Source organism: Komagataeibacter swingsii (assembly GCF_003207895.1).
In the GTDB taxonomy this organism is placed as follows: Bacteria; Pseudomonadota; Alphaproteobacteria; order Acetobacterales; family Acetobacteraceae; genus Komagataeibacter; species Komagataeibacter swingsii.
The window spans coordinates 78,749-104,108 of record NZ_NKUB01000001.1 but is presented as its reverse complement, the minus strand read 5'-3'; the positions used below and the strand labels follow the sequence as shown (position 1 = coordinate 104,108).

Annotated in this window: 25 protein-coding genes; 14 read left to right on the top strand and 11 right to left on the bottom strand. The window is 65.4% G+C overall.

Annotated elements, in window-relative coordinates; translation table 11 throughout:
- Positions 1-22: 22 nt before the first annotated feature.
- A complete protein-coding gene (locus CFR76_RS00490) occupies positions 23-1,324 on the top strand; it encodes an MFS transporter (RefSeq protein WP_208623896.1) in 1,302 nt (433 codons plus the stop codon).
- 85 nt (positions 1,325-1,409) lie between these two features.
- On the opposite strand, the gene CFR76_RS00485 is transcribed toward CFR76_RS00490, so the two are convergent.
- Positions 1,410-4,748, bottom strand: coding sequence for an AsmA-like C-terminal region-containing protein (locus tag CFR76_RS00485; protein ID WP_110555346.1), 3,339 nt, complete (start codon positions 4,746-4,748; stop codon positions 1,410-1,412).
- Positions 4,749-4,813: 65 nt separating this feature from the next.
- Here CFR76_RS00485 and CFR76_RS00480 point away from each other — a divergent pair, with 65 nt between their 5' ends.
- On the top strand, positions 4,814-7,879 hold the full coding sequence (locus CFR76_RS00480; RefSeq protein WP_244191707.1) for a bifunctional [glutamine synthetase] adenylyltransferase/[glutamine synthetase]-adenylyl-L-tyrosine phosphorylase: 3,066 nt from the start codon (positions 4,814-4,816) through the stop codon (positions 7,877-7,879).
- A 72-nt stretch (positions 7,880-7,951) separates the two neighbouring features.
- Complete coding sequence (locus CFR76_RS00475; RefSeq protein ID WP_110555345.1) at positions 7,952-8,458, top strand: peroxiredoxin; 507 nt, start codon at positions 7,952-7,954, stop codon at positions 8,456-8,458.
- 1 nt (position 8,459) lies between these two features.
- Here CFR76_RS00475 and CFR76_RS00470 read toward each other — a convergent pair whose 3' ends face one another.
- The 4 genes from CFR76_RS00470 to aat form a co-directional block, all read right to left on the bottom strand.
- Entirely contained in the window at positions 8,460-8,765 is a 306-nt protein-coding gene (locus CFR76_RS00470; RefSeq protein ID WP_110555344.1) for a hypothetical protein, read from the bottom strand.
- A gap of 135 nt (positions 8,766-8,900) precedes the next feature.
- On the bottom strand, positions 8,901-9,503 hold the full coding sequence (locus CFR76_RS00465) for a DUF4412 domain-containing protein (RefSeq protein WP_110555343.1): 603 nt from the start codon (positions 9,501-9,503) through the stop codon (positions 8,901-8,903).
- A 42-nt stretch (positions 9,504-9,545) separates the two neighbouring features.
- Positions 9,546-10,235 (bottom strand): hypothetical protein, encoded by a 690-nt coding sequence (locus CFR76_RS00460; RefSeq protein WP_110555538.1) that lies wholly within the window; start codon positions 10,233-10,235, stop codon positions 9,546-9,548.
- A gap of 68 nt (positions 10,236-10,303) precedes the next feature.
- Positions 10,304-10,963 carry a leucyl/phenylalanyl-tRNA--protein transferase gene (gene aat, locus CFR76_RS00455; RefSeq protein WP_244191706.1) on the bottom strand — a complete coding sequence of 220 codons (660 nt, stop codon included), beginning with the start codon at positions 10,961-10,963 and terminating at the stop codon, positions 10,304-10,306.
- Positions 10,964-11,045: 82 nt separating this feature from the next.
- Between aat and CFR76_RS00450 the strand changes: the two genes are divergently transcribed.
- Positions 11,046-12,020, top strand: coding sequence for a 2-hydroxyacid dehydrogenase (locus tag CFR76_RS00450; RefSeq protein WP_110555342.1), 975 nt, complete (start codon positions 11,046-11,048; stop codon positions 12,018-12,020).
- A gap of 29 nt (positions 12,021-12,049) precedes the next feature.
- Positions 12,050-12,241 carry a hypothetical protein gene (locus CFR76_RS00445; protein WP_110555341.1) on the top strand — a complete coding sequence of 64 codons (192 nt, stop codon included), beginning with the start codon at positions 12,050-12,052 and terminating at the stop codon, positions 12,239-12,241.
- A 60-nt stretch (positions 12,242-12,301) separates the two neighbouring features.
- On the opposite strand, the gene CFR76_RS00440 is transcribed toward CFR76_RS00445, so the two are convergent.
- The 3 genes from CFR76_RS00440 to CFR76_RS00430 form a co-directional block, all read right to left on the bottom strand.
- Positions 12,302-13,147: an EcsC family protein gene (locus tag CFR76_RS00440; RefSeq protein ID WP_110555536.1), complete on the bottom strand. Its 846-nt coding sequence runs from the start codon at positions 13,145-13,147 to the stop codon at positions 12,302-12,304.
- Positions 13,148-13,328: 181 nt separating this feature from the next.
- Complete coding sequence (locus tag CFR76_RS00435; protein ID WP_110555340.1) at positions 13,329-13,742, bottom strand: EVE domain-containing protein; 414 nt, start codon at positions 13,740-13,742, stop codon at positions 13,329-13,331.
- Between the two features lie 10 nt (positions 13,743-13,752).
- A complete protein-coding gene (locus tag CFR76_RS00430) occupies positions 13,753-14,046 on the bottom strand; it encodes a YciI family protein (protein WP_010513116.1) in 294 nt (97 codons plus the stop codon).
- 176 nt (positions 14,047-14,222) lie between these two features.
- Here CFR76_RS00430 and CFR76_RS00425 point away from each other — a divergent pair, with 176 nt between their 5' ends.
- The 8 genes from CFR76_RS00425 to CFR76_RS00390 all read left to right on the top strand — a co-directional run bounded on the left by CFR76_RS00425 (position 14,223) and on the right by CFR76_RS00390 (position 19,711).
- The gene (locus CFR76_RS00425) at positions 14,223-15,026 is read left to right on the top strand and encodes a heme ABC transporter permease (protein ID WP_110555535.1); all 804 of its coding nucleotides are present in this window, start codon (positions 14,223-14,225) and stop codon (positions 15,024-15,026) included.
- A complete protein-coding gene (gene ccmD / locus CFR76_RS00420) occupies positions 15,023-15,169 on the top strand; it encodes a heme exporter protein CcmD (protein WP_010506787.1) in 147 nt (48 codons plus the stop codon). The genes CFR76_RS00425 and ccmD overlap by 4 nt, the downstream gene beginning before the upstream one ends.
- On the top strand, positions 15,166-15,696 hold the full coding sequence (gene ccmE, locus CFR76_RS00415) for a cytochrome c maturation protein CcmE (protein ID WP_110555339.1): 531 nt from the start codon (positions 15,166-15,168) through the stop codon (positions 15,694-15,696). Before ccmD ends, ccmE begins: the two co-directional genes overlap by 4 nt.
- Positions 15,697-15,705: 9 nt before the next feature.
- On the top strand, positions 15,706-17,685 hold the full coding sequence (locus tag CFR76_RS00410) for a heme lyase CcmF/NrfE family subunit (protein ID WP_110555338.1): 1,980 nt from the start codon (positions 15,706-15,708) through the stop codon (positions 17,683-17,685).
- Positions 17,682-18,254, top strand: a complete 573-nt coding sequence (locus tag CFR76_RS00405) for a DsbE family thiol:disulfide interchange protein (RefSeq protein ID WP_110555337.1) — start codon at positions 17,682-17,684, stop codon at positions 18,252-18,254. The genes CFR76_RS00410 and CFR76_RS00405 overlap by 4 nt, the downstream gene beginning before the upstream one ends.
- A complete protein-coding gene (locus tag CFR76_RS00400) occupies positions 18,251-18,730 on the top strand; it encodes a cytochrome c-type biogenesis protein (protein WP_110555336.1) in 480 nt (159 codons plus the stop codon). The genes CFR76_RS00405 and CFR76_RS00400 overlap by 4 nt, the downstream gene beginning before the upstream one ends.
- A gap of 7 nt (positions 18,731-18,737) precedes the next feature.
- Positions 18,738-19,460, top strand: a complete 723-nt coding sequence (ccmI, locus tag CFR76_RS00395; protein ID WP_025439099.1) for a c-type cytochrome biogenesis protein CcmI — start codon at positions 18,738-18,740, stop codon at positions 19,458-19,460.
- Between the two features lie 71 nt (positions 19,461-19,531).
- Positions 19,532-19,711, top strand: a complete 180-nt coding sequence (locus CFR76_RS00390; protein ID WP_025439100.1) for a DUF1674 domain-containing protein — start codon at positions 19,532-19,534, stop codon at positions 19,709-19,711.
- Positions 19,712-19,813: 102 nt separating this feature from the next.
- Here the strand turns inward: CFR76_RS00390 and CFR76_RS00385 are convergent, their stop codons facing one another.
- Both CFR76_RS00385 and CFR76_RS00380 read right to left on the bottom strand, forming a co-directional pair.
- On the bottom strand, positions 19,814-20,335 hold the full coding sequence (locus tag CFR76_RS00385) for a hypothetical protein (RefSeq protein WP_110555335.1): 522 nt from the start codon (positions 20,333-20,335) through the stop codon (positions 19,814-19,816).
- Positions 20,336-20,384: 49 nt separating this feature from the next.
- Positions 20,385-21,557 carry a serine hydrolase domain-containing protein gene (locus CFR76_RS00380; protein ID WP_110555334.1) on the bottom strand — a complete coding sequence of 391 codons (1,173 nt, stop codon included), beginning with the start codon at positions 21,555-21,557 and terminating at the stop codon, positions 20,385-20,387.
- 85 nt (positions 21,558-21,642) lie between these two features.
- On the opposite strand from CFR76_RS00380, the gene CFR76_RS00375 reads away from it, so the two are divergent.
- Positions 21,643-24,339 carry a M16 family metallopeptidase gene (locus tag CFR76_RS00375; protein ID WP_244191705.1) on the top strand — a complete coding sequence of 899 codons (2,697 nt, stop codon included), beginning with the start codon at positions 21,643-21,645 and terminating at the stop codon, positions 24,337-24,339.
- Between the two features lie 70 nt (positions 24,340-24,409).
- On the opposite strand, the gene CFR76_RS00370 is transcribed toward CFR76_RS00375, so the two are convergent.
- Positions 24,410-25,345, bottom strand: coding sequence for a glycosyltransferase family 2 protein (locus CFR76_RS00370; RefSeq protein WP_110555333.1), 936 nt, complete (start codon positions 25,343-25,345; stop codon positions 24,410-24,412).
- Positions 25,346-25,360: the final 15 nt, after the last annotated feature.

The following is a 25,360-nucleotide window of genomic DNA, read 5'->3' as shown; positions in this document are numbered from 1 at the left end:
TCGCCCCCATAGGTTGCACACCATGCCTGTTTTCAAGACCCAGACCGGCGCGCTGACCACCGCGCAGAGAATACGAAGCATTATTGCGGGGTCATCCGGAAATCTGATCGAATATTTCGATTGGTACGTCTATGCGGCATTTTCCATGTATTTTGCCCATGCCTTCTTTCCCAGAGGCAACCAGACGACGGAACTGCTGCGCAGTGCTGCTGTGTTCGCCATCGGTTTCCTCATGCGGCCGGTGGGCGGGTGGCTCATGGGGCTTATGGCGGACCGGCATGGACGGCGCGCGGCGCTGAGTGTCTCGATCATCGCCATGTGCGCAGGCTCGCTGGCCATTGCCGCGTGCCCGACCTACGACCGCATTGGCGTTGCGGCCCCGTGTGTGCTGCTGTTCGCGCGCCTGCTGCAGGGATTGAGCCTTGGGGGTGAATACGGGGCCAGCGCCACGTACCTGTCGGAAATCGCGCCACCCGCGCAGCGCGGGTTTTACGCCAGTTTCCAGTATGTCACGCTGGTGATGGGGCAACTGCTGGCGCTTGTGGTGCTGCTGGTGCTGCAGTTCGTGCTGCTCAGCCCGGCGCAGCTTGGGGCATGGGGCTGGCGCATTCCGTTCTGCATTGGCGCGCTGCTTGCACTGTCCATCCTGTGGTTCCGTCGCGGCATGGCGGAAAGCGAGCAGTTCAGTACGGCCAGCCATGACCACGCCGCCCATGGCGGCCTGCGCGTGCTGCTGCGCCACCCGCGCGAGGTACTGGGCGTATGCGGCCTGACGCTGGGGGGCACGGTCGCGTTCTACACCTTCACGATTTACATGCAGAAATACCTGGTCAACACGGCGGGGCTGAGCAAGGAGCAGTCCACGCTGGTCTCCACCGCGTCGCTGGTGATGTTCGCCATGGTCCAGCCCGCCTTTGGCGCGCTGTCGGACCGGGTGGGCCGCAGGCGGCTGCTGCTGTCGTTCGGCATTGTCGGCTGCCTTGCGACCGTGCCGCTCATGCAGGCGCTATCAAGCGTGCATTCCCCGCTGGCGGCCTTTGGCCTGGTGACGGCGGCGCTGGTCGGGATTTCGGGCTATACCTCCATCAACGCGGTGGTAAAGGCCGAACTGTTCCCCACCCGCATCCGCGCGCTGGGGGTGGCGCTGCCCTATGCGCTGACCGTTTCGGTCTTTGGCGGCACGGCGGAATACGTGGCCCTGTGGTTCAAGCAGATCGGGCATGAAGGATTGTTCTACTGGTACGTGACCGGCTGCATCGCCTGTTCGCTGCTGACCGTGCTGTTCGTGCTGCCCGGGCATGATCGCATTACGGACGAGCACTAATTGACAGAAGTTTTTGACGCCGCCTTTTTCCAGACAGGCGGCGTTCTCCTGAAGCTTTTTGAAAAAAGCTTCACCAAAAACTTCTTCAGTGGATATGCATGAGATTACGCAGGAAGCCGGGCAGCAGCATGGCATAGGGGTTCACATGCACCGCCGGGTTATCCATCGGTCCCGTGACCTGGTAGGTGGCGGAGACGACCCCCCCGTTCTTTTCAGGGCTGAACAGCCAGCCCAGCAGGCCCGGCAGATGCCCCGGCGCGGCGTTCACGGCAAAGGCGGGGATGATGGTGCCATCCAGATTGAGCGTCTTCTTCTCAAGGTTCACATCCCCTGACACCGTGGCCCCGAGCGATGCATTGCTGACCAGCCCGTCGGCAATATGGACGTTGCCCTCATCCAGCGTAACCGGCGCATCCAGTTGCTCGACCTGGAAGCTGGGCGCGTGCGGCGCGCGCAGCCAGCCGTAGATCGAGGCATTGTTGGCCATGCGCACCACCGCCGGCACGTTGCGCAGCCTGAACGGCCCCATATGCACCTTGCCCGCGAAAGGCGCGGTCGCGACACTGTCGTCAAAGCTGCCGGTAATGTCGGTGACACCGCCCTGCATCTCGTCAGTGACCTTCATGTCCTGCAACAGCGCGCCAAGGCTGGCCACATGCACGTCCAGCACGCGCGTATTGCCCTTCGGGTCCAGGTGCGCCGTGGCCGCCACCGGCCCCTCGACCGTCATGACGCCGCGCGTCAGGCGCACGCCATCGGTTTCCAGATGGCTGTGCACGTTCGTCAGCACATCCTTCTGGCTGTAATACAGGGTCTGGGCATCGACATTCAGGTTCCACCGGCGGCCCGGCGGTCCCTTCACGCGCCCGCTGGCCATTTCGGGCACATGGTAGCCGGTGCTGCCCTGCTGTGTCGCTGGCCTGGCGGAAGCCGGGCTGTCCGGCGTGGTCTGGAACGACACCAGCGGCGACAGGTCCAGCACCTTTGCCGCCACATTCACCCCGATCGGGTCATTTTCACGCGCCGGCAGCATGACCGAGGCATTGCCCATCGACCGGCCGACATGGAACCCACGCAGGATCAGGCGGCGCGCGACACCAGATGCGGTCTCGGCATGGCCATCAATCAGCAGGTCGGGGCCTACGGCGCGGATATTCTCGATGCTGGAGATCTGGCCATGGTCAAGATCCAGTTCGACCGAGGCATTCGCTTCCTGCCCCGCCTTCTTGGACCAGATGGGGATGTTCAGCGCCGCGCGGTCAAGGTCGAGGTCGATATTGACCTGCGCCCTGCCGCCCGCGAAGCGGTCGTAATCTACATCCAGCTGGGCGCTGCCGGCAAAATGCTCGCCCATCTCGAACCCCGCGCGGCGCACGCCCTCAGGGGTGACATGCCCCTGCAGGCTGGCGCTTTCCACCGCGTGGACCATCGGGCCGTTACGGAAATCCATGGTGTAGATCACGCTGGAGGGAATGCCCGCCAGCACCCCGGTCCCCTGCAGCAGCAGGCCGTTGATCGTGGCGTCAATGCCAAGGCTGCCGTTATCGAGCGGCCTGCCCACCACCACATTGCCCAGATGCACCTGCGCAAGGTCGGTATGGCTGCGCAGGTCGATCTGGTCCAGCCGCACATGCGCGTCCAGCGGCAGGGCGATATGCAGCGACACATTGGCCCGGCCCACAGGGTGCGTGAACGACATGGGATGGCGCGAAAGCACATTGAGCCGGGGTTCGGCCAGCAGCGCCAGCACGTCGCGCGCATTGCCCAGCAGGGTGACGTTGATGTCGCCCACCTGCACCTTTTCATTCAGGCCCGTGATCCGCATGGAGCCGGGGCCGACCTCGATCCGGCCCGTGCCCGTGGCGTCCACGTGCCGGTCCGCAAGGTCCACCAGCTGGTAGGCATGGCCAAAGCGGATCATGATCTGATCCGGGCCATCAAAGGTCAGGTGGGCGTCCATGTCATGCATGGGCGGGATGGGGCGCAGCCAGTGCAGTTCCATCTGGTCCGCGTCAATCGTCCCCCCCAGCGAGACAAGGTCCAGCCCGCCCCAGCCCCTGTGGCTGGCCAAGCCCATGTTGACCTGCATTGCCTGCACATGCCCCTGCGGGATGTTCTGCGTAACCCACCGCCGCGCGCCCTTCATCGCGCGCGGAGGCCAGAAATCACCCAGTGTCGCGAAATCCAGCGACCGCGCGCGCGCGTCCACATCCACCTGCGCCGCCTTCGGGTCCAGCAGGGATGTCGATTTCAGGTCCGCCGTGGCGTCCAGCGTGGGGCCGCTGCCATCATCGGTTGCATGGCCCGGCGCGCGCAGGTGCAGTTCCAGCCGCTTCAGCATGACATGCAGCGGGCCATCGAACGGCGCGTTGGGTGGCCCCGCCCCCAGCGAGCCGACAAGGTCGGCCTCGCCTTCCCCCACCAGGAACTGCCCCGCCTTGCGGGTCGTGACCTTCCCGTTGCCCGCATCAAGGTGCAGCGCGAATTCGCGCGGCATGAGGAAGGGAACATCGCGCGCGCCCCCGTCCCGGAAGGCGACCTGCAACTGCCCGCCCACGGGCAGGCCAAGCGGCTCCACCTCCTTTTGTCCCGGCGCGAAGGCGGCGGGGCTGATCGGGTCAAGCTGCAGGGTCCAGTTGATCTGGCCGGGGCCGGCATGTTCGCCCGTGCCATGCACCACCAGCCGTTCGCCATTGCCCTCCAGCCCGAGGCGGACATCACCCGTCACCCCCTTCCGCCCGGAATCGGTCACGACCTTCAGCCGGGCATCGGCTTCGCCCAGCCGCCACGTGCGCCCGGTCATGCGGTCGGCAAAATTGACGTGGGTGTCGGATATGACGGCCTGCCGCAGCGCCGTCAGGTCCACGGGGGCGGGTTCTTCGGGTTTCCGCGCGGAATAAGGCGTGTCCGGGCCAAGGTCGAGGCCGAATTTGCCTTCCCTGTTGCGTGCAAGCTTCAGCCGCCCGTGGGATGCCGAGAGTTCCAGTATCCGCACGCTGCCATGGAACAGCGCCGGGCTGTCCAGCGTCAGGCGGCCACGGCGCAGGGTATCGGCCATCTGCCCGTCACGGCGCTGGATCCGCACGTCCTCCACCCATATCACCAGCGGGGCGCGCAGCCCCTCATGCACGGCGTTCCAGCCCATGCGCACATGCCCCGCCGACAGGGTGCCGATGATGTCCTCATGCTTCAGCCCATGCGCGACCGGCAGCGGCATGAGCAGGCTGACCACCGGCGTCACATCCAGCGGCCCCGCGGAAAGCCGCACCGTCAGCACAAGCAGCAGCACGGCGGGCAGCGTAATGCACAGCAGCACCAGCCAGATCACCACGCGCCCGGCCGCCATCACCGCGCGACGCACGCGGCTGGGACTGGGGCTGGACACGGGTTCCGGCGCGGGGGAGGGTTGCCCTGCTTCCGTCATGCCACCCACGCCATGCCACCATGCGGGCCTGCATGATTTTCCAGCCCCTTAACGGAACTTTCCCCATGGACCAGCCTGCCCTGCCCCCCTTCGTGCCGCACCCTTCGTGGTGTGGCTGCACATGGCCCCATGCCGCCGATACGCGCGCGGCGCGCATCCTGCGTGAAAACCTGGCGGATGCCTGCGCGCGCGCGGGCCTGCCCGCTATCGCCAGCCTGCCCGAACTGGGGCCATTGCTGGATGCGGTGGGGGGAAACAGTCCCTACCTGTCCGACCTGGTGCTGCGCGACACGGTGGCCTTTGCCGGGCTGCTGGCCGATGGGCCGGATGTGTGCGTGCGCCGGATCCTGTCGGGACTGGACGCCCTGCCGCCCGATACCGCCCGCGCTGAGGTCATGGCAGCATTGCGCGTGGCCAAGCGGCAGGCGGCGCTGGCCATTGCGCTGGCCGATATCGGCGGCGCATGGACGCTGGAGCAGGTCACCCTGGCGCTGAGCCAGCTGGCCGAGAACGCGCTGGGGGCAGCGGTCAGACATCTGCTGCTGCATGCGCATGACACCGGGCGACTGCGCCTGCGTAACCCCGAAACCCCGTGCCGGGGCAGCGGCTTCGTGGTTCTGGCAATGGGGAAGCTGGGCGCGCGGGAACTGAACTACTCCTCGGACATAGACCTGATCATCCTGTATGACCCGGACCGTCACCCCGGCAACGGGGAACTGCGGCATACCTTTGTGCGCATGACTAGCGATCTTGTCACGCTTATGGAAGCGCGTGATGCAAATGGTTACGTATTCCGCATGGACCTGCGGCTGCGTCCCGACCCGTCCGCCACGCCTGCCGCCGTGTCCTTTCCCGCCGCCATCCAGTATTACGAAAGCATGGGCCGGACGTGGGAACGCGCGGCCATGACCAAGGCCCGGCCGGTCGCGGGGGACATCACGGCGGGGCGCCATTTCCTTAAAAGCATTCATCCGTTCGTATGGCGTCGCCATCTGGATTTCGCGGTCATTGACGATCTGCATGACATGAAAGCACGGATCGACCGCCACCGTAACGCGGGACATGCCAACCTGGGCAGCCTGCCGCCCGAATTCATCCGCGATCCCGACGCCGCCACGGGCTGGTTGCTGGGGCAGAACGTCAAGCTGGGACAGGGCGGCATACGCGAGGTCGAATTCGTGGCCCAGGCGCTGCAACTGGTATGGGGCGGCAGGCGGCCCGAACTGCGCGACCCCACCACGCTGGGGGCATTGCGCAGGCTGCGCCGCGCCGGCCTGCTGGAACGTGAACAGGCCGCAATACTGGCCCGCAATTACCGCATGCTGCGGCAGGCCGAGCACCGGCTGCAGATGCGCATGGACCACCAGACCCATACCCTGCCGGACACGCATGACGGATTCGCGCGCTTCGCGACCTTCATGCTCGCGCCGGATGCGGGCAGCCTTGCCTGTGGCATGCTGTCGGTCATGCAGCGTTCGCGCCGCAGCTTCGACCTGCAGTTCGCCGAAAGTGACGCCCCGGACCTGACCATCGCCCCCGAGGACGCCGACGCCGCCGACAGGCTGCTGGAACAGGGTTTCCCGGCAGCCGACATCAACGACGCCCTTGTCATCCTGAACAGGTGGGACGGCAACCGGCTGCGCGCGCTGCGTTCGGACCGGGCGCGCAAGCTGCTGCGCCGACTGCTGCCCGCCATCATGGCGGAAATCGGCAAGCGCCGGCAGCCGCTGACCGTGCTGCGGCGGTTTGACGCGCTGCTGGAACGCCAGTGGGCGGGGGTGCAGTTCCTGTCGCTGCTGGAACGCAATCCCGCGCTGATCCACCGCATTGTCACGGTGCTGGACTGCGCGCCGTTCCTGGCGGACCACCTGGCGCAGACGCCCTCCGCGCTGGACGGCCTGCTGGACATGGATGGCGGCCCCGGCGCGCTGGGCACGGTCACGGCGCTGGTGCGGCGGCATGTCGCGGGCGCACGGTCGGCCGAACAGGTCCTGCCGGTCCTGCGCGGGCTTGTCTGTGGCGAGGAATTCCGCCTGTCGGTCGCCCGCCTTGAACACCGCATGAGCGAGGAACGCGCCGCCCGCGCGCGCACCGCCATGGCGGAAACGGTGATACGCGGCCTGCTGCGCGTCGTCAGCGCCGAACACAGGCGCCGTCACGGCACGGTGCCCGGCGGGGCCATGGCGGTCGTGGCGCTGGGCAAGGCGGGATCGTGCGAAATGATGCCGGGATCGGACCTTGACCTCATGCTGGTGTTCGACCACCCGGCCGATGCCGGGGAAAGCGTCGTGCCCGCCACCACGCCCGCCGATGGCATGACGCCGCGCCCGCTTGCGGCGGGTACGTATTATGTCCGGCTGGCGCATGCCTTTGTCGCGGCCCTGACCGCGCCGGGGCGCGAGGGACCACTGTACGAGGTGGACATGCGGCTGCGCCCTTCGGGGTCCAAGGGGCCGGTTGCCGTCTCGCTGCCCGCGTTCCGCCGCTACCATGCGGAATCCGCATGGACATGGGAACGCATGGCCCTGACGCGCGCCCGTGTCGTGGCGGGACCGCCCGCCCTGCGCGCCGAACTGCGCGCGGCCATCGCCACGGCACTGGGCCACGGCGCCCGGACCCCGCGCGAGCATGGCCAGATCGTGCATGACGTGCGCCACATGCGTGAACGCCTGGCGCGTGAACACCCCGCCACCAGCCCGTGGGACACCAAGCGCAGGCGCGGCGGGCTTATGGATGTGGAATTCATCGCCCAGGGGTTGCAGCTTCTGGCCACCGATCCCGCCTGCCGCAGCCAGTCCACCCGTCTGGCCCTGCTACGTCTGGCGCAGGCGGGCGATATCACGGACGCCGATGCCCGCCTGCTGCGCCGCGCCGACCTGTTCTGGCGCGCGCTGCAAGGGCTGATCCGCATCATATGCGGCAGCGAGGTGCCCGATACCATTCCCCCCGCCAGCCTTGAAATCCTGACCGGGGAATTCCGCGTGGCGGACGCGGACAGGCTGCTGGCGCGCATGGACCGCATGGCCGCCAGTGTCAGGGAAGCATTCGGCCGCCTGCTACCGCCCGCCCCGGACACAGAAACGCGGGCGACGCATGGCGGCAGTTCCCCGACAGGGCAAGGCAGTGCATGATCGTCCCCACGACAATGCTGCGTGCGTCCCCCCATGGGCGGGGCGCATGCACCCAGATCAGCAAGGCAGGCCATGAGCAACCCGATACCCCCCTTTCCCGAACCCGGCAGCGCCGTTCCCGATTTCAGCATGCCCGCAAGCCATGGCCGCACGGTCAGCCTGCATGCGCTGCTGGGCCATCCGTTCGTGCTGTATTTCTATCCCAAGGCCAACACGTCAGGCTGTACCAAGGAAGCATGTGAGTTCGAGGCCGCGCTGGCCGACCTGCACAAAGACGGCGTGAATGTCATTGGCGTTTCACGCGACGGGATGCCCGCGATCGAAAAATTCGCAGCCGACCACAACCTGACCTTTCCCCTTGCATCCGACAGCGATGGCAGGGTGACCGAGGCCTATGGGGTATGGGTGGAAAAATCGATGTATGGCCGCAAATACATGGGCATCGAACGCGCGACCTTCCTGGTCGATGCCACCGGCCACCTGGTGCAGGCGTGGCGCAAGGTCAAGGTCACGAACCACGTCGCCGCCGTGCGCAAGGCCATTGCGACCCTGACGCTACAGGCGGCCACCGGCGGCTAGGTCAGTAATACGGCCGTCCCGGCCCACCATAGGGGCCATATACCACCATGGGCGGCGGGGGCGGCGGCGGGGCGTAATAGACCACTGGCGGGGCCGGACGGTAATACACCGGCGGCGGAGGGGGCGGCGGCCCATAGGCGTCAACCATCGCACCCGCCACGGCGCCGCCGACAAGGCCGCCCACCAGGCCGCCGACAAACGCATCGCCACCACCACCGTGACGGCCGTAAGCATGCGCCTGCGGGGCGGCGGCCGCCAGCCCGGCAAGCACCACAAGCCCTGCTGCGATCCGTCCTGTATTCTTCATCAACCTGTTCCCGTTACTGGTCCGATCCGGCAGGGAACGCATCCCCGCCGGAATCGGTTAGACAGCACCGCGATGGCGATTTACGGGCAGGGTCCGCCCTTTTCATGCCATAAAGCGGACCGGGCCGGGTCCGTATCAGGGATGGGCCGCGTGCAGTTCCTTCAGCCCGGACGGGACGGTGAACACGCTTTCATCCTGCGGCGTGCGCGCAAGGGAGGCGGCTTCGACCATCACCTTGCCATCGCGGATGACCTCCATCATCACGCCGTCATCGGTGTAGCAGATCTCGCTCGAACGCTGGTCGGTATCCTGTGTCTGCCACAGGGCGCAGGGAACGCCCGCAACCTTCGACACGCCGGTGCGCAGCCACGTGCCCTGCGCGCGCTGGCCCATCTGCACATTGGCCGCCCCCGGCGCCGGGATGACCGTCTTGACCTTCTGCCCGGGGTTTACCACCGTCAGGGTCCCGGCATGGTAGTCGGTAATCATGTAGGTGGCGGCATTGGCGGGGTCCACGCGCTGCATCATGCGGCTGGCGGACCAGCGCATGCGCTGGCTCATGACCGCGCTCGTGTCATGGGGGGGATAGATGGTGTAGGTCACGTCCACGTCCACCTGCGGGGTGACATAGGGACTCTGGGGATCGGGGTCGGCGGCGGATGCGCGGCCCATTATCCCGGCCACCAGCATACAGGCCACCAGCGCGGCCCGGCGGCCACCATGCGCAAATCGTGTCACTTCATGTCATCCTTGAAAAAACTGGCCCTGGACCGGACGGCGTCAGCCTCCCTTCCCGTCCGCATCCTTGCGCGTGGACGGCGTGCCGGGCGGGGGGGGCGGGTCGATCTTGCGGTAACCCTCGGGCGGCTGGAACATGCTGTCGGGGATCGGGGCGTACACCACCTTCGTCGCCTCCAGCCGGCCCTTCAGCCCGTCGCCATCCACGCCGATTTCCTGCAGCACCACGCCGTCATCGGTCACGCAGGCGGTGGCACTGCCCTGATCGGTCGTCACATCCCACTGCGTGCAGGGCACGCCCGCCACGGTGGCGCTGCCCTTGCGCGAAAACGTCATGGACAGGTCGAGCAGGAAGGGATTGCGGATGCCATAGCGGGCATCAAGCTGGCTGTACACCTTCTGCGGGTTGATGATGATCGTGACCTGGCGGCTCATGCGGTTGAGGATCGTCTCGCCCATGCCCTGCGGGCTGTCGATTCGCATCAGGCCGCCATTATAGGCGAACCATGTCCGCACCGCCTTGGGTTCGGGCACGCCATCGGGCTGCACGTTATAATCCACCTGCACGTCACGGGTGGGGGTCAGCGGGGGGTGAACGCTGGAAGGGTCCACCGCCCGCGCGGCGGGAATGTCGCAGCCGGACGCGACCCCTGCCGCCAGCACCGCAATACCCGGCCACAGCACGCCCGTCCTTGTCCGCTGCCATCGCGGGCGGGCCGTTCCATGCTTCATCGTGATTTCCCTTTCATCTGCCAAGACGGAACCCCGCATGGCCGGTCGTGTCAACCACCCGCCGCCCGTCACGTGCGCAGGGCGCGAATGGCGGCCTGCAGGTCCGTTACGCGGTCATTCCCAATCCATGCCGCCTGTCGCCCCACCGCCTGCCCCAGCTGGCGCATGTAGTCCCGCGCCGGGATTTCCACCCCGCCAAAGCTGGACAGGTGATCGGTGCCGAACTGGGTATCCAGAACGTGGAATCCCCCCAGCTTCAGGCGCGCGACAAGGTGGACAAGCGCGACCTTGGAGGCATCGCGCATGCGGCTGAACATGCTTTCGCCAAAGAACGCCTGCCCGATCGCAACACCATACAGGCCGCCCACCAGCCGGCCTTCGTGCCGGACCTCCACGCTATGGGCATGACCCATGTCATGCAGCGCGCAGAACAGGGTGCGGATGCGTGGGCTGATCCATGTGGTCTCCCGCCCCGGTGCCGGTTCGGCGCAGCCATCCATGACGGCGGGGAAGTCCTGGTCCGTCGCCACCGCAAAGCGCGCCGACAGCACCGTGCGCATGAGCCTGCGACTGACATGGAACCCGTCCAGCGGCAGGATACCGCGCATTTCGGGACAGAACCATTCCAGTTCATCCGACCCGGCATCCGGCGCCATGGGAAACAGCCCGGCCATGTAGGCGCGCAGCATAAGTTCCGGCGTAACGGGAACCCTCCCTTGACCCGCCATGTTCTTAGGATAACCCTTTTCGCATGCCTTGATGGGCATGACGCCCCATGGCATGCCCGCCTGTCAGGAGAAACCACCCCATATGTCCGATACCCGTCCCCGCGTATTGCTGACCCAGCGCCAGACCACCCCGGTCATGCAGCGCATTGAACAGAGCTTTAACATACCCACGGTACCAGACCAGCAGATGACAACGCGCGAACTGCTGGATGCGGCGCGCGCCTTCCAGCCGCAGGCGATCATGACCGCCACCGGGCTGCCGCTGCGGGGCAGTGACGTGCTGCTGTTGCCGGACAGTGTGAAGGTGGTGGCCACGGTCAGCGTCGGCACCGACCACCTGGACATTCCCGCCCTGCATGCGCGCGGCATCGTTGTGACCAACACGCCCGACGTGCTGACCGAATGCAATGCGGACATGGCCATGCTGCTGATGCTGGCGGCGGCGCGGCGGGCCAGCGAATACGGCGCGCTGATGCGCAGCGGCTGGGGCCGGTCGCTGGCCATGGACGAACTGCTGGGCACGCGCATAAGCGGCAAGCGGCTGGGCATTGTCGGCATGGGCCGCATTGGCCGGGCGGTGGCGCAGCGGGCGCGCGGCTTCGACATGAAGGTGATGTATTCCAACCGCCGCCGCCTGCCGTCCGACCAGGAAGCGGGTGCAACCTATTTCAGCACCGTGGCCGACATGCTGCCGCATTGCGACATCCTGAGCCTGCATATGCCCGCAAGCCCGCAAACCGATGGCATGATCAACGCCAGCCTGCTGTCGCGCCTGCCGCGCGGGGCGATCTTCATCAATGCGGCGCGCGGGGCGCTGGTGGATGAGGACGCGCTGGTCGACGCCCTGCGCAGCGGCCAGCTTGCCGCCGCCGGGCTGGATGTCTACCGCAACGAACCCAATCCCGACCCGCGCCTCCTTGAACTGCCCAACGTGTTCCTGACCCCGCATGTCGGCAGCGCGACGGTGGAAACGCGCACCGACATGGGCATGATGGCGGTGGACAATGTGGAAGCGGTGCTGGCGGGCCGCGACGCGCTGACGCCGGTCACGGCCTGATCCGGCGCGATGACAGGAAGGACAGGGTCATGATCGGGCTGCCTGGCGTATTCGTGGTGTTCGCACTGATTACGGTGCTGCTGCAGTATCTTGTGCCCCGTTTTCACGGGGTGCTGGATACGCTGCTGGCTTTTTACGCGCTGTTCGCGCTGGTGGCCGCCTTTATCGAACTGCGCGCCCATCCGAAGCCTGCGCCAGCCGCGTCCGACAGACCGGCCTGACCGGCTGGGGGGTGTCTGGGCTGGCTTTTCAACCAGCCCCCAGAAACCGTCCTGTCGCCTTCAGCTTTCGCGCACCTGCGCTGCCGCATGGGCCTTCATGTCCATCGCGGTGCGGCGGACTTCGGGGCCGTATTCACGTTCCAGCCTGCGGATGGTGAAATGCGCCTGCGCCACGGCGCGGTAATGCGACAGGAACGCCACATTCAGCGACGCCCCGCACAGCGCGCCCGCCACCGGCATCATCTGCAACGCGAATTTGCGCGACAGGCCCAGCCCGTAATGGGTCGCGACCTCGCTGACCAGCATGACGACGGGGCGGCCACGCAGCATGGCGCGGGCGGAGAAATAGCCCAGTTCGCTGTCCTCGCCCTGCCCCTTTGCCGCGCCAAAGGGGAAGGCGCGCAGGGCGAACACTTCCAGGCAGGCGACGCGCGCGTCCTCGCGCGACAGGTCTTCACCCTGCTCACGCGCGATGCGGGCGATTTCACGCATGATGGTCAGGGTGGTGAAGCCCACATCGGCCACCAGGCCCGGCAGGCCGGTAAAGCCCCCCACGGCACCCGATACCGTGACGGCGGCCTTCAACGCCGGGTCGCGCCACCCCGCGCCGCCATCGGGGGTGGCCGATACATCATGGGGGCGGTCCATGCCCACAACCGCAAGGTCGAACGCGCGCCTGATCGCGGTTTCCGCCGTGGCCTGCAGGCGGGCCTGCAACCCCGGCGCCAGGCCCAGCGTGCGCATGCCCAGCATGGCCGCCTGCCCCACGGCGCCCCCCATGAGGTCGGCAAGGCGCACCAGCACGCCGCGCCCTGATTCAACCCGTTCCAGCGCCTGCTGGAGTTCCGTGATACACGCGCTGTCCAATGTCAGCGGCGCCAGTTCGTTTGAGGAACCTGCACTCATTACAATGCCCTTCGCCTGATCTTCCGTACCTTCACGGACCGGTCGCGCCATGCCCGCCATAAGGACAGGGCATGGGAAACCGCCCGCAACACCCATGCGGCAGTTCCCACCGTTTCAGCACCATGGCGGCGTTCTTGCAACGTGCGTCGCCATGGCTGCTGCCATGAAACGTGGCATGTCCCTAGCTGTTCCAGCCACCCATCCGGCACAGATGCGCCCAGTGCGAGTCCGAAACCGGCACGACGGACAGGCGCGACTGACGGATCAGCGCGAGATCCGCAAGGTCCGGATCAGCCTTCATCGCCGCCAGCGTGACCGGATGCGGCACCGGGCCGACCGCGCGCACGTCAACGCAGACCCATTTGCCATCCGCCGCCGTGGGGTCGGGATAGGCTTCGCGCACGACCTCCACCACGCCCACGATCTCACGGCCCACGTTGGAGTGGTAGAAAAAGGCCCGGTCGCCCGCCTTCATCGCCATGAGGTTTTTCTTCGCCTGGTGGTTACGCACGCCGGTCCACGGTTCAATATCGTTTTCGACCTGCTCGGACCATGAAAAGGCCTCAGGCTCGGACTTGATCAGCCAGTACGCCATGACCGTCTTTTTACTCCACCCGAAGCCCATCACGAAAAACTGAACGGAACGGACGGATCACCACGCTCTCGAACAGGTCAACCTTTGCGTACGGGTCCTCCACCGCGAATCCCTCGGCTGCGGCGCGGTCGGCCACGTCCACCACCAGCAGGCTGCCACAGGGGCGGTTTTCCGCGTCCAGCAGCGGGCCGCCATGGACGATGTGACGCTTCCAGCGTTCCAGATACGCAAGGTGGCGTTCACGCGTCGCCTTGCGGGTTTCCAGGCTGGCGGGCTTGTCGGTGCAAATGATCGCAAACAGCATGTTTTCTCCTCCTGCAGGCCGACCGTACCATGATGGGACAGGACTGGCCGTGTCTTTTTTAACGCGATAGTGTAGAGCAGGAAAACGCCAGCCCCCACCCATGCAGGGGTGATGGCATGGATTTCTTGACCGTTTTCATTGCAGGGACAGGTGCCCCGGGCACGGATGGATCAACCTTGAACGCAACGCAGAGCCTTACCGCACGAACCGGTAACCTTTTTCACCGTTACGCCAACCCCGGCCGTTTCCTGCGTATGGGGGCGAAGCTGCAGCCATGGCTGACATGGCCCGCGCTGGCGCTATCCATTGCCGGAATCGTGTGGGGGCTGTTCTTCTCCCCCGCCGACTGGCAGCAGGGCGACAGCGTGCGCATCATGTATGTCCATGTGCCGACCGCATGGCTTGCATCGTCCGGTTACATGGCGCTGGCGGTCTGCTCGCTGCTGTCGCTGGTCTGGCGGCATCCGCTGGCGGACCTCGCGGCAGTGGAAATCGGTCCGGTGGGGGCGTCCATCACCGCTGTCTGCCTTGCCACCGGGTCGCTGTGGGGCAAGCCGATGTGGGGCACGTGGTGGGTGTGGGACGCGCGCCTGACCTCCGTGCTGGTGCTGTTTTTCCTGTACCTGGGCCATATCGCGCTGATCCGTGCGTTTGACGAACCGCAGCGCGGCTATCGCGCCGCCGCCATACTGGGGCTGGCGGGCGCTGTTGACCTGCCGATCATCAAGTTCAGCGTACAGTGGTGGAACACCCTGCACCAGCCCGACAGCATCACGGTTACGGGGGCGCCGACCATGTCCACCTCCATGCTGTGGCCGCTGGGGCTGACCACGCTGGGCTTCACGCTGGGCTTTGGCGCGATCGTGCTGGCCCGCCTGCGCGCATCGGTCATGGAAAGCCGCATCCGCACGATCCTGGCCGCCAACCGTGGCCGCCAGTCCGCCAATCCCGCCCCCAAGCCTGACAGTGCCGCCGTATGACCCACCTGCCCTATATCCTGGCCGCCTATGGCCTGACGCTTGGCGTTGCGACGGTCCTGTCCGTCAACGCCGCCATCCGCCTGCGTACCGCGCGCAGGCGCCTGGCCGCCATTGAACAGCCCCGGACACGCCAGCCGTCATGACCCGCAAAAGCCGACGCCTGTGGCTGGTGGTGGCGTGCATGATCGGACTTGGTTCCGCTGCCGCGCTGACGCTGAACGCCTTCTCATCCAATATCGTCTTCTTCATGGCCCCGTCGCAGGTCCATGCCAAGCCGCCCCCGGCCGACCGCACCATCCGCCTTGGCGGCATGGTCGTGGCCGGTAGCGTACACCGCGAAACGGTGAAGGATTCACCCGTCAACCTGTTTGACGTGACCGACGGGCAGGCCGCCGTGACCGTGCGGTACGAAGGCATCCTGCCCGACCTGTTCCGCGAGGGGCAGAGCGTGGTCGCCGTGGGCACCGTCAATCCCGACGGCACCTTCCGCGCCAGCGAGGTGCTGGCCAAGCATGACGAGACCTACATGCCCAAGGAAGTGGCCGAGGAACTGCGCCGCAGCGGCAAGTGGGACCCCCGCTTCGGCAAGGCCCCGGACGCGGCAAGCTGGAACACCATGACGGCTGCCGACACGAAAAAACCGGCCACCCAGACACCTGACGGAAACTGACATCCGATAATGAACCCGGAACTTGGAAATTTTGCGCTGGCGCTGGCATGCTGCATGGCCGCCGGACAGGCCATCCTGCCCCTGATCGGGGCCAACCGGCGTGACGCCCGCCTGATGGCGCTGGCCCCGGCGCTGGCGGTGGGGCAGATGATCGCGCTGATCACCTCCTTTGCGTGCCTGATCCACGCCGCCATCACCAATGACTTTTCCGTGCAGAACGTGGCCGCCAACAGCGCGGTCAGCAAGCCGCTGCTGTACAAGATCACCGGCGTATGGGGCAATCACGAGGGATCGGTCCTGCTGTGGGCGATGATCCTGTCCATCTGCGGTGGCGCGGTGGCGCTGTTCGGCCGCAACCTGCCCTCCGCGCTACAGGCGCGCGTGATCGCGGTGCTGGGCGGGGTTGCCGCAGGGTTCGAACTGTTCTGCCTGACCACGTCCAACCCCTTTGCCCGCGTGTGGCCCGCCCCGCTGGACGGGCAGGGCATGAACCCGCTGCTGCAGGACCCCGGCCTCGCGTTCCATCCGCCCATTCTCTACACCGGGTATGTGGGCTTTGCCGTGCCCTTCGCCTTTGCCATCGCCGCCCTGATCGAAGGAAGGGTCGATGCGGCATGGGGCCGGTGGGTGCGGCCATGGGCGGTGGCGGCGTGGTGCTTCCTGACCTGCGGCATCGCCATGGGGTCGTGGTGGTCGTACTACGTGCTGGGCTGGGGTGGCTACTGGTTCTGGGACCCGGTGGAAAACGCATCGCTGATCCCGTGGCTGACGGGCACGGCGCTGGTGCATTCGGCCATCGTGGTGGAAAAGCGCGAGGCGCTGAAGATCTGGACCGTGCTGCTGGCGATCGGCACGTTCTCGTTCTCGTTGTCCGGCACATTCCTTGTGCGTTCGGGTATCCTCAATTCCGTGCATGCCTTCGCCAACGACCCGGCGCGTGGCGTGTTCATCCTTGGCCTGCTGGCGCTGGTCATTGGCGGGTCGCTGCTGCTGTTCGCCATCCGCGCCCCGCAACTGACCACCGGCGGCCTGTTTTCGCCCGTATCGCGTGAAGGGCTGCTGGTCCTGAACAACATCCTGCTGTGTTCCATCTGCGCGGTGGTGCTGACGGGCACGATGTATCCGCCGTTCATGTCGCTGCTGTTCGGCAAGACGATTTCAGTCGGCAAGCCGTTCTTTGACGCAACCACCATACCGCTGGCCATACCGCTCATGGTGTTCATGGGCTTTGGGCCGATGGTGCCATGGAAACGGGCGCAGATGTGGCCGGTGCTGCGCCGCCTGTGGTGGGCGGCCTGTGTTGCGCTGCTGGCGCTGATTGTCGCAACCTTCCGGATGCGTGACATCCTGGCGGTGCTGGCGACGGCGACTGCCGTGTGGGTGATCTGTTCCAGCATTACCGATATTACCGAACGCCTGCGCCTGTTCCGCCAGCCACTGGCGCAGAGCTGGCAGCGCGCGCGCAGCCTGCCGCGCGCGGTGTTTGGCGCGGCCCTGGCCCATGCCGGTGTCGGGATCGTCGTGCTGGGCATTGCCGGGATGTCGCAGGCGGCGCATCGGATTGTGGAAGTGCATGTGGGCGAGAGCGAGATGCTGGCCGGTGACAGCTGGACCCTGACCGACGTGCACCCGGCCCAAGGCCCGAACTACAGCGCGCTGGTCGCGACCATCGAGGTCCGCCACAATGGCAGGCTGATCACGACGCTGCATCCCTCCAAGCGCACCTTCGCCAGCCAGCACCAGACCACGACGGAAGTGGCGATCCACACCAACCTCATGGCCGATATCTACGGTGTGCTGGGTGACAGGCATGGCGATGACGCCAACCCGACCTATGTGCTGCGCCTGCATTACAACCCGCTGGCACCGTGGATGTGGCTGGGCGGGCTGATCATGGCCTTTGGCGGCGCGCTGTCGCTGTCCGACCGGCGCGTGCGCGTGGGCGCGCCCCGCCGGGCGAAAACCGTTGACGTGGTGGTGGCGCAATGAGCGGCCAGCCTGCCTCCCCCACCCGTCGCCGCCTGCTGATGGCGGCCCCGCTGGTTGTGGCCGGCGGGGTGGGCGTGGGGTTCTGGCGCATGCTGTCGGGCATGACAAAGGGATCGTTCGACCCGCATGACATCCATGCCCCGGCGCTGAACCGTCCCGTGCCGGATTTCGCCCTGCCGGACCAGGCGCCGGGACAGGGCTTTTCCGCGCAGGACCTGCGTGCGCTGAAATCCCCGGTGCTGGTGAACTATTTCGCATCGTGGTGCATTCCATGCGTTGCCGAAATGCCGGTGCTGAACGCATTGAAGGAACGCCTGCCGATCTGGGGCATTGCGTATAAGGACAAGCCCGAACATGCGCTGGGCTTCGTGCAGCGCGCGGGCAACCCCTATGCCCGCATCGCCGCCGACCGCGACGGGCTGGCCGCGATCGACTGGGGCGTGTCCGGCGTGCCGGAAACCTTCCTGATCGGCCCCGGCGGGGTGATCCGCTGGCATACGGCCTCGCCCATTACCGAAACCATGATTACCAACACGATCATGCCGCTGGCGGACAGCCTGAAGCCATGAAGACACATTCCCTGCGCCATTACGGCGTGATCGCCCTGCTGGCCTGCCTGCTGTTTGCCCCGTTTGTGGCGATGGCGGTGGATGACCCGTCGGAAATGCTGCCCGACCCAGCGCAGGAACAGCGCGCCGAGGCGATCGGGTCGCAGTTGCGCTGCCTTGTGTGCCAGAACGAATCGATCGAGGACAGCAGCGCCGACCTGGCCCGCGACCTGCGCCATGTGGTGCGCGAACACGTGGCCAGGGGCGAAAGCAACCGGCAGATCATGGACTGGATGGTCAACCGCTATGGAAACTTCATCCGCCTGAAACCACCGCTGACCATCGGCACGCTGCTGCTGTGGGTCATGCCGCTGCTGGCGCTGTGCATTGGCACAGGCGTGGCGTGGTGGACATTCCGCAGGCCCCGCACGGTAACGCCCACGCCCCTGACGGACGAGGAACGCCGCCGTCTGTCCGACCTGACCGAAACACGCTGAGAGTCTCATGATCTGGATTGGTATTTGCCTGCTTGGCGTGATCGCGCTGCTGCCCGCGCTGGTCTCGTTCCGTCGCACGACCCTGCTGCGCGATGAACGCGAGACGGCCCTTGTCCTGCATCAGGCGCAGCTTGCGGAACTGGAACGCGATCTGGTCGAAGGCATGATCGCGCCGTCCGAACATGACAGCGCGCGGCTGGAAATCCAGCGCCGGGTACTGGGCACCGACATGCTGCCCGCCTTCGTCGCGGGCAAGGGGGCCTCCACCGGAGCGATTACCGCGGCCCTGATCGCGCTGCCGGTGGCGGCCATCGGGCTGTATCTTACGGTCGGGCATCCGTCGCTTCCCGCACAGCCGCTGGCCCCGCGCCTTGTGGCGCTCCAGCGCGAGGACCACCGCAATGACGCGATCATCGACCGGCTGCGCGACCAGTTGAAACAGATCCCGGCGGGCGATCCCAGCCTGTTCCAGGGTTATGTGCTGCTGGGCCAGGCCGAAGCCGGGCGCGACCATTACGCCGCCGCAGCCCAGGCATGGCGCAGCGCCATCGAACAGCATTTCGACCCCGAAGTCGCCGCCCGCGCGGCGGAAGCGCAGATGATGGCCGATGGCGGCCATATCTCCCCCGAGACGGCGGACCTCTACCGCCGCGCATTGGACGCGGCCCCCGCCAACGCGCCATGGCGGATGACGGTGCAGCAGCGCATCGCGCAGTCCGAACATCAATAACACGCTATCCCGGCGTTTACAGGGACGTTTGGGGCTTGCCAGTTCCGGGGCATTGGGCGGAGACTGCCATCATGAGCAAGGACAAGACCCCCTCCCCCGCCCCTGCCGCCGATACGGCGCAGGACGAAGCGGCCAAGGAAGCCGCGCTGCTGAAACAGCCTGCCGAGGCGGATGAAGTCGGCGGCCCGAAGGGGCCGGAACCGACCCGTTATGGCGACTGGACGGTCAAGGGACGGTGTGTGGATTTCTGAAAACCCACCGATGAAAATCAAAAATTTTTGGGTGCCGCCTTTTTTAAAAGGCGGCGATTTTTGAAGCTTTTTGAAAAAAGCTTCACCAAAAACTTTTGACAGTCAGCCTATTTCATTGGGCAGCGGTCCGCGCCCAAAGGATGTCTGCCGTGCGCGATGCCCCGGCGGCGGCACGTTGCATGAAATCAGGTAGATCCCGGCAACGAACACAAGTTGCGACAGGGAATTGAACCACAGGGCCAGTTCATACGCCCGCTCCGCCGTAACCGCCTGATAGAAGGCATAGGCCGCAAACGGGATGGAAATGGGCCGCATGCCCGCCAGCATGACGCGTAACGGGTTCTGGTAACCCGGTTTGACCAGCCTGCGCATGCGGTGGATGCCGATATAGAACACCACCTCGAAAAACCAGCCGAGTACGTTGGCGATCAGGTTATCCAGCGTCATCCCCTCCAGCACCAGCAGGGCGGAAATGGATGCGGCCGACAGCACGATGGACCCGACCTGAAAGCTCATGCCCATTTCCATGGCCGTCAGGCGTTCGGGCAGGGCGTCGGCAAAAGGCTGGAAGACCCGGTCCAGCAGCCAGGCGTCAAACTGGTTGACGCGATCACCAAATGACATGACAGTTCCCAGTATCCTCGTATCCGTCGTAGTGCGGGCGCACGTTCCGTCACGCGCCGCAGGCGGCGGCGACGACCGCATCGGGATACGCCCCCGCCATGCCCGCCAGCGCGGTATTGCCGAGCATGACAATGCTCATGCCCCGCGCGCGGTCCACCGCCCATTGATGCCCATACACACCCCCCCATGTAAAACTGCCGGGACTGAGTGGTGTCCGAGCGGCCAGCGGGTCCGCTATGATCGCCGCCCCATAACCGAAGCGCCGCCCGCGCGCCAGTGGCCCCATGTCGATATCGCCAATGGCGTTCCGGCCAAACAGCATGGCGGATGCAGGTGACAGCATGCCTTCGCCACCAATGCGCACGGCTTCCAGAAATGCCAGGAACTCCGCCGCTGTCCCCACCATGCCCGCGCCGCCGGATGGATAGGAATCCGGATTGCGGATGCGATCGGGCGCAAAACGGATTTCCCCCATCCCGCCACCGGGCAACATGCGTGGCATGACATATTCCGCCCCCATGCGGATGGGCACGGGACGCGCATCGGCATAGCAGGCGGCGGGGGACTGCAATGGTGTCAGCATGAAGCCACTGTCGCGCCAGTCCAGCGGCGCGCCGACATAACGCCTTACGGCCGCGGGCAGCGACAGGCCGGATGCCTTTTCAATCACGCCGCCCATCACATCCAGCCCCAGCGAATAGGCCCATCCCTGCCCCGGCGCGAAGACCAGCCGGGTCGACGCCAGCCGGGAAAGGTTATCCGCCAGCGACAGCCCCGGTTCCGCAATGCCGTCCGATACGCCAGCGCGGGCGTAGGGATTGTCATCACGCGGAAAGGCGAATCCGTAGGTCAGGCCACTGGTATGGGTCAGAAGTTGATGCAGCGTGATCTCGCACGGCATCCCGTCAGGCAGGGCGGGATGGAAATGCGGCAGGTAGCGCGTCACGGCGGCATGCAGGTCCAGCAGCCCTTCCTCCACCATGGCCAGCGCCACGGCGGTCACCACCGGCTTGGTCAGGGAGGCGAGGCGGAACAGGGTATCGACCTGCATGGGCAGGCCGCCTTCCCGGTCGGCCTGCCCTGCGGCTTCCGCCACCACGACCTCGCCATCCACCGCGACCATGACCACGGCGCCGACCAGCCGGGACGTCTCCACGGCCGTATCCATGACGTGGCGGATGCGTTCGCGCATGTGGGCCTTCTCCACCGGGACACGGGACATGGTTCAATCCTTTATAACAGGCCGTTATGGCAGCTAGGGGCCGCATGAACTGGCCGCCATGGCCAAAACAGCGTAATCTGGGGACATGATAGCACGCCTGTTTTCCAAAACATTATGCCTCTCCCTCCTGCTATGTGGCAGTTGCCTTGTACCGCCCGCAGCCCGTGCGGCTGCGCCGGTTGCCGCTGTTGCCCGGCCTGAAGCGCCGCTACAGGCCACGCTGCCCAACGGGTTGCGCGTGGTGATCGTGCCCGACCGCCTGGCCCCGGTTGTCAGCACCGAAATCAACTACCTGGTGGGGTCGGCTGCGGCGCCCGCGGGTTTTCCCGGCACGGCGCATGCATTGGAACACATGATGTTCCGTGGCAGCAAGGGGCTGGACCGTGACCAGATGGCCGCCATCGGCGCGCGGCTGGGCGGCGATTACAACGCGGATACGACGGAAAACATAACACAGTTCTTCTATACCGCGTCCGCGGACAACCTTGATGTGCTGCTGCGTATCGAAGCCATGCGCATGCAGGGCCTGACGCTGGCGGCCGGGGACTGGGCGCATGAACGCGGCGCGATCGAGCAGGAAGTCTCACGCGACCTGTCCAGCCCCGGCTATGTCTATCTGGCGCGCCTGCAGTCCATCCTGTTTGCCGGCACGCCTTACGAACACGACGCGCTGGGCAGCCGCCCGTCCTTTGACAGGACGGATACGGCCCTGCTGCGCCGGTTCTACCGGCAGTGGTATGCGCCCAACAACGCCATCCTGGTCATAACGGGTGATGTGGATGTCGCCCGCACACTGGCGATGGTGCGCGAAACCTTTGGCCCGATCCCGGCGCGCAGGCTGCCCGCGCGCCCGCAGATCCACCCCGGCCCCGTGCAGGCCCAGACCCTGCAGTTCCCGACCGACTACCCCGTGGGCCTTGTCGCCATCGCCAGCCGCATGCCGGGACAGAACAGCCATGACTATGCCACCGCGCGCATCCTGTCCGATGTGCTGGCCAGCCAGCGCGGTGCGTTATATGACCTTGTGCCACAGGGGCGCGCGCTGCTGTCCAGCTTCGATTTCGTGACCAAGGCGGATGCCGGGATCGGCATCGCCATCGCGGCCTTCCCCAAGGGGGGCAACCCCGCCCCGCTTCAGGCGCGCATGCAGGACATCCTGCGGGCGTTGCGGGAAAACGGCGTACCGTCCGATCTGGTCGATGCGGCCAGGCGCAAGGAACTGGCGCAGCTTGGCTTTGCCGCCAACAGCATTTCGGGCCTTGCGGAAAGCTGGTCGGAAGCACAGGCCGTAATGGGCCTGCAATCCCCCGATGATGAAGCCGCAGCCTTTGCCGCCGTCACACCGGAAGATGTCAATCGCCTGGCGCACGACGTGCTGGACCCGCAGCAGTCCATCATCGCAATCCTGACCCCGCGCGATGGCGGCCACCCGGTAGCCGACAAGGGATTTGGCGGCGCGGAATCCTTCGCCAGCACACCCGACCATCCCGTAACCCTGCCCCACTGGGCCAGTGACAGCCTGCTGGCGCTGCGACCGCCCGGGGCGTCGGCCCAACCCGCGCAGTACACCCTGCCCAATGGCCTGCACCTGATCGTGCGCCCGGCTTCCGTCAGCCATACCATCAACCTGTATGGCACCATCCGCCAGAACGAGGACATGCAGGAACCGCCGGGCCAGGAAGGCATTGCCGATATTACGAATGAGTTGTTCAGCTATGGCAGCACGACGCATGACCGGGTCGGGCTACAGAAAGCCTTTGACGACATTGCCGCCAGCGAAAGCGCCGGGGCCGATTTCAGCCTGAACGTGCTGACGCCCGATTTTGACCGGGGGCTGGAACTGCTGGCGGAAAACGAACTGCACCCTGCCCTGCCCGAACAGGCATTCAGGGTGGTGCGCGCCAATACGGCGGCCTCCCTGGCTGGCCTGCTGCATTCGCCGCAATACCTGTTCCAGCGCGCGATGCAGGGCGCGGTGTCACCCGCGGGCGACCCGTCCCTGCGGCAGGCGCAGCCGGATGAGGTGATGAAGCTGACGCTGGCGGACTGCCGCGCATTCTGGAAATCGGCCTACAGGCCAGACCTGACCACCATTGTCATCACCGGCGATATCACGCCCGCCGCCGCCTACCGCGCGATATCGCGCACGTTTGGCGCATGGCGCGCCAGCGGGCCAACGCCCGTGGTTGACCTGCCCCCACGCCCCGACAGCCGTACCAGCGTGATGAAGGTGCCCGACCCGTCCAGCACGCAGGCCACCGTCTCCCTGCCCGAAAGCCTGTCGCTGAATGTCGCCAACCCGGAACACTTCGCGCTCAACCTTGGCAACGAAATCCTCGGCTCGGGCTTTTCATCCCGCCTGTACCGCGACCTGCGGGTGCGTAGTGGGTACGTCTATACCGTGCGCAGCCACCTGACATGGAAACGCCACCGCAGCGCCTACAGCATTTCCTTTGGCGCGGACCCCGACAAGGTCGCCGCAGCGCGCGATTCGGCTATCCATGACATCAAGGCCATGCAGGCGCAGCCCGTCAGCGAAGATGAACTGGCCATGGCGCGCGCGGGCATGCTGCGCGGCCTGGCCCTGCAATCCGCTAGTCTGGACACCATTGCGGCAGGCTACCTGCATTTCAGTGACCTGGGCCTGCCGCTGAACCAGAACGATATCGCGGCACAGGCCTATTACACGCTGGATGCCACCGCCATACGCGATGCATTCCGTAAGTGGATCCGCCCCGACGACCTGGCGGAAATCATCAAGGGGCCGGTGACGGCGCCCTGATGACCATATAAGGCAGGCACTCTATCCCGCATAATGGATTACCCGAACAATTCATGTATTCCGAAATAAATTAATTAAATCGAGATTTTTTTCTTATTATATAAATTGGTCTGCCTTTCGTTTCCATATAAATCCTGCCGATATATTCTCCCAGCATTCCAATACTGATAATCTGGATACTGCCAAGAAATGTAACGGCAAAAAATATCGAGGCATAACCAGGAACAGGATTACCAAAAATTACCGTCCTGACGACGATGAATAACCCGTAGAGCAAGGTCAAAAGCCCCCCCACGCACCCGACATATGTCCAGATACGGATGGGAAGGGTAGAGAAACTTGTTAAGCCTTCCAACGCAAAATTCCACAATGCCAGGCCTGAAAACTTGCTGGTTCCGACAGCACGCGCGGCACGCACATAGTCAATCGTGACCGTACGAAAACCGACCCATGCGAAAAGTCCCTTCATAAAGCGTTGCCGTTCAGGCAGGCTTTTAAGCGCATCAACCACGCAGCAGTCCATCAGACGGAAATCGCCAACGTTCTCAGGTACCCTGATTTTGGCGAGTCGGTTATACAGGGAATAGAACCATGATGCCGTAATGCGCTTGGCTGCGGTATCGGAAGACCGATCGACACGGCGGCCGACAACCACTTCCGCGCCCTCGCGCCATTTCTCCACCATGGTCGGGATGAGTTCGGGTGGATCCTGCAGATCAGCGTCAATCACGACCATGGCTGCGCCGGTGGCGGCATCCAGCCCGGCGGTCATGGCTGCTTCCTTTCCGAAATTCCGGGACAGTTCCACAATCAGGAAACGGTCGTCCTCTCTGGCACAAGTGAGCAGACAGGCGAGCGTATCATCTGTACTGCCATCATCCACACAGACGAATTCCCATCCGGTATCTGGAATACCCTCCAAAATCGGAATGATTGTCCGAAAAAAATGAAGGACGCCTTTGCCTTCATTATAGAAAGGAACAACAAGGGAAATTATGTCACGCATCGAAAGCTTATGATC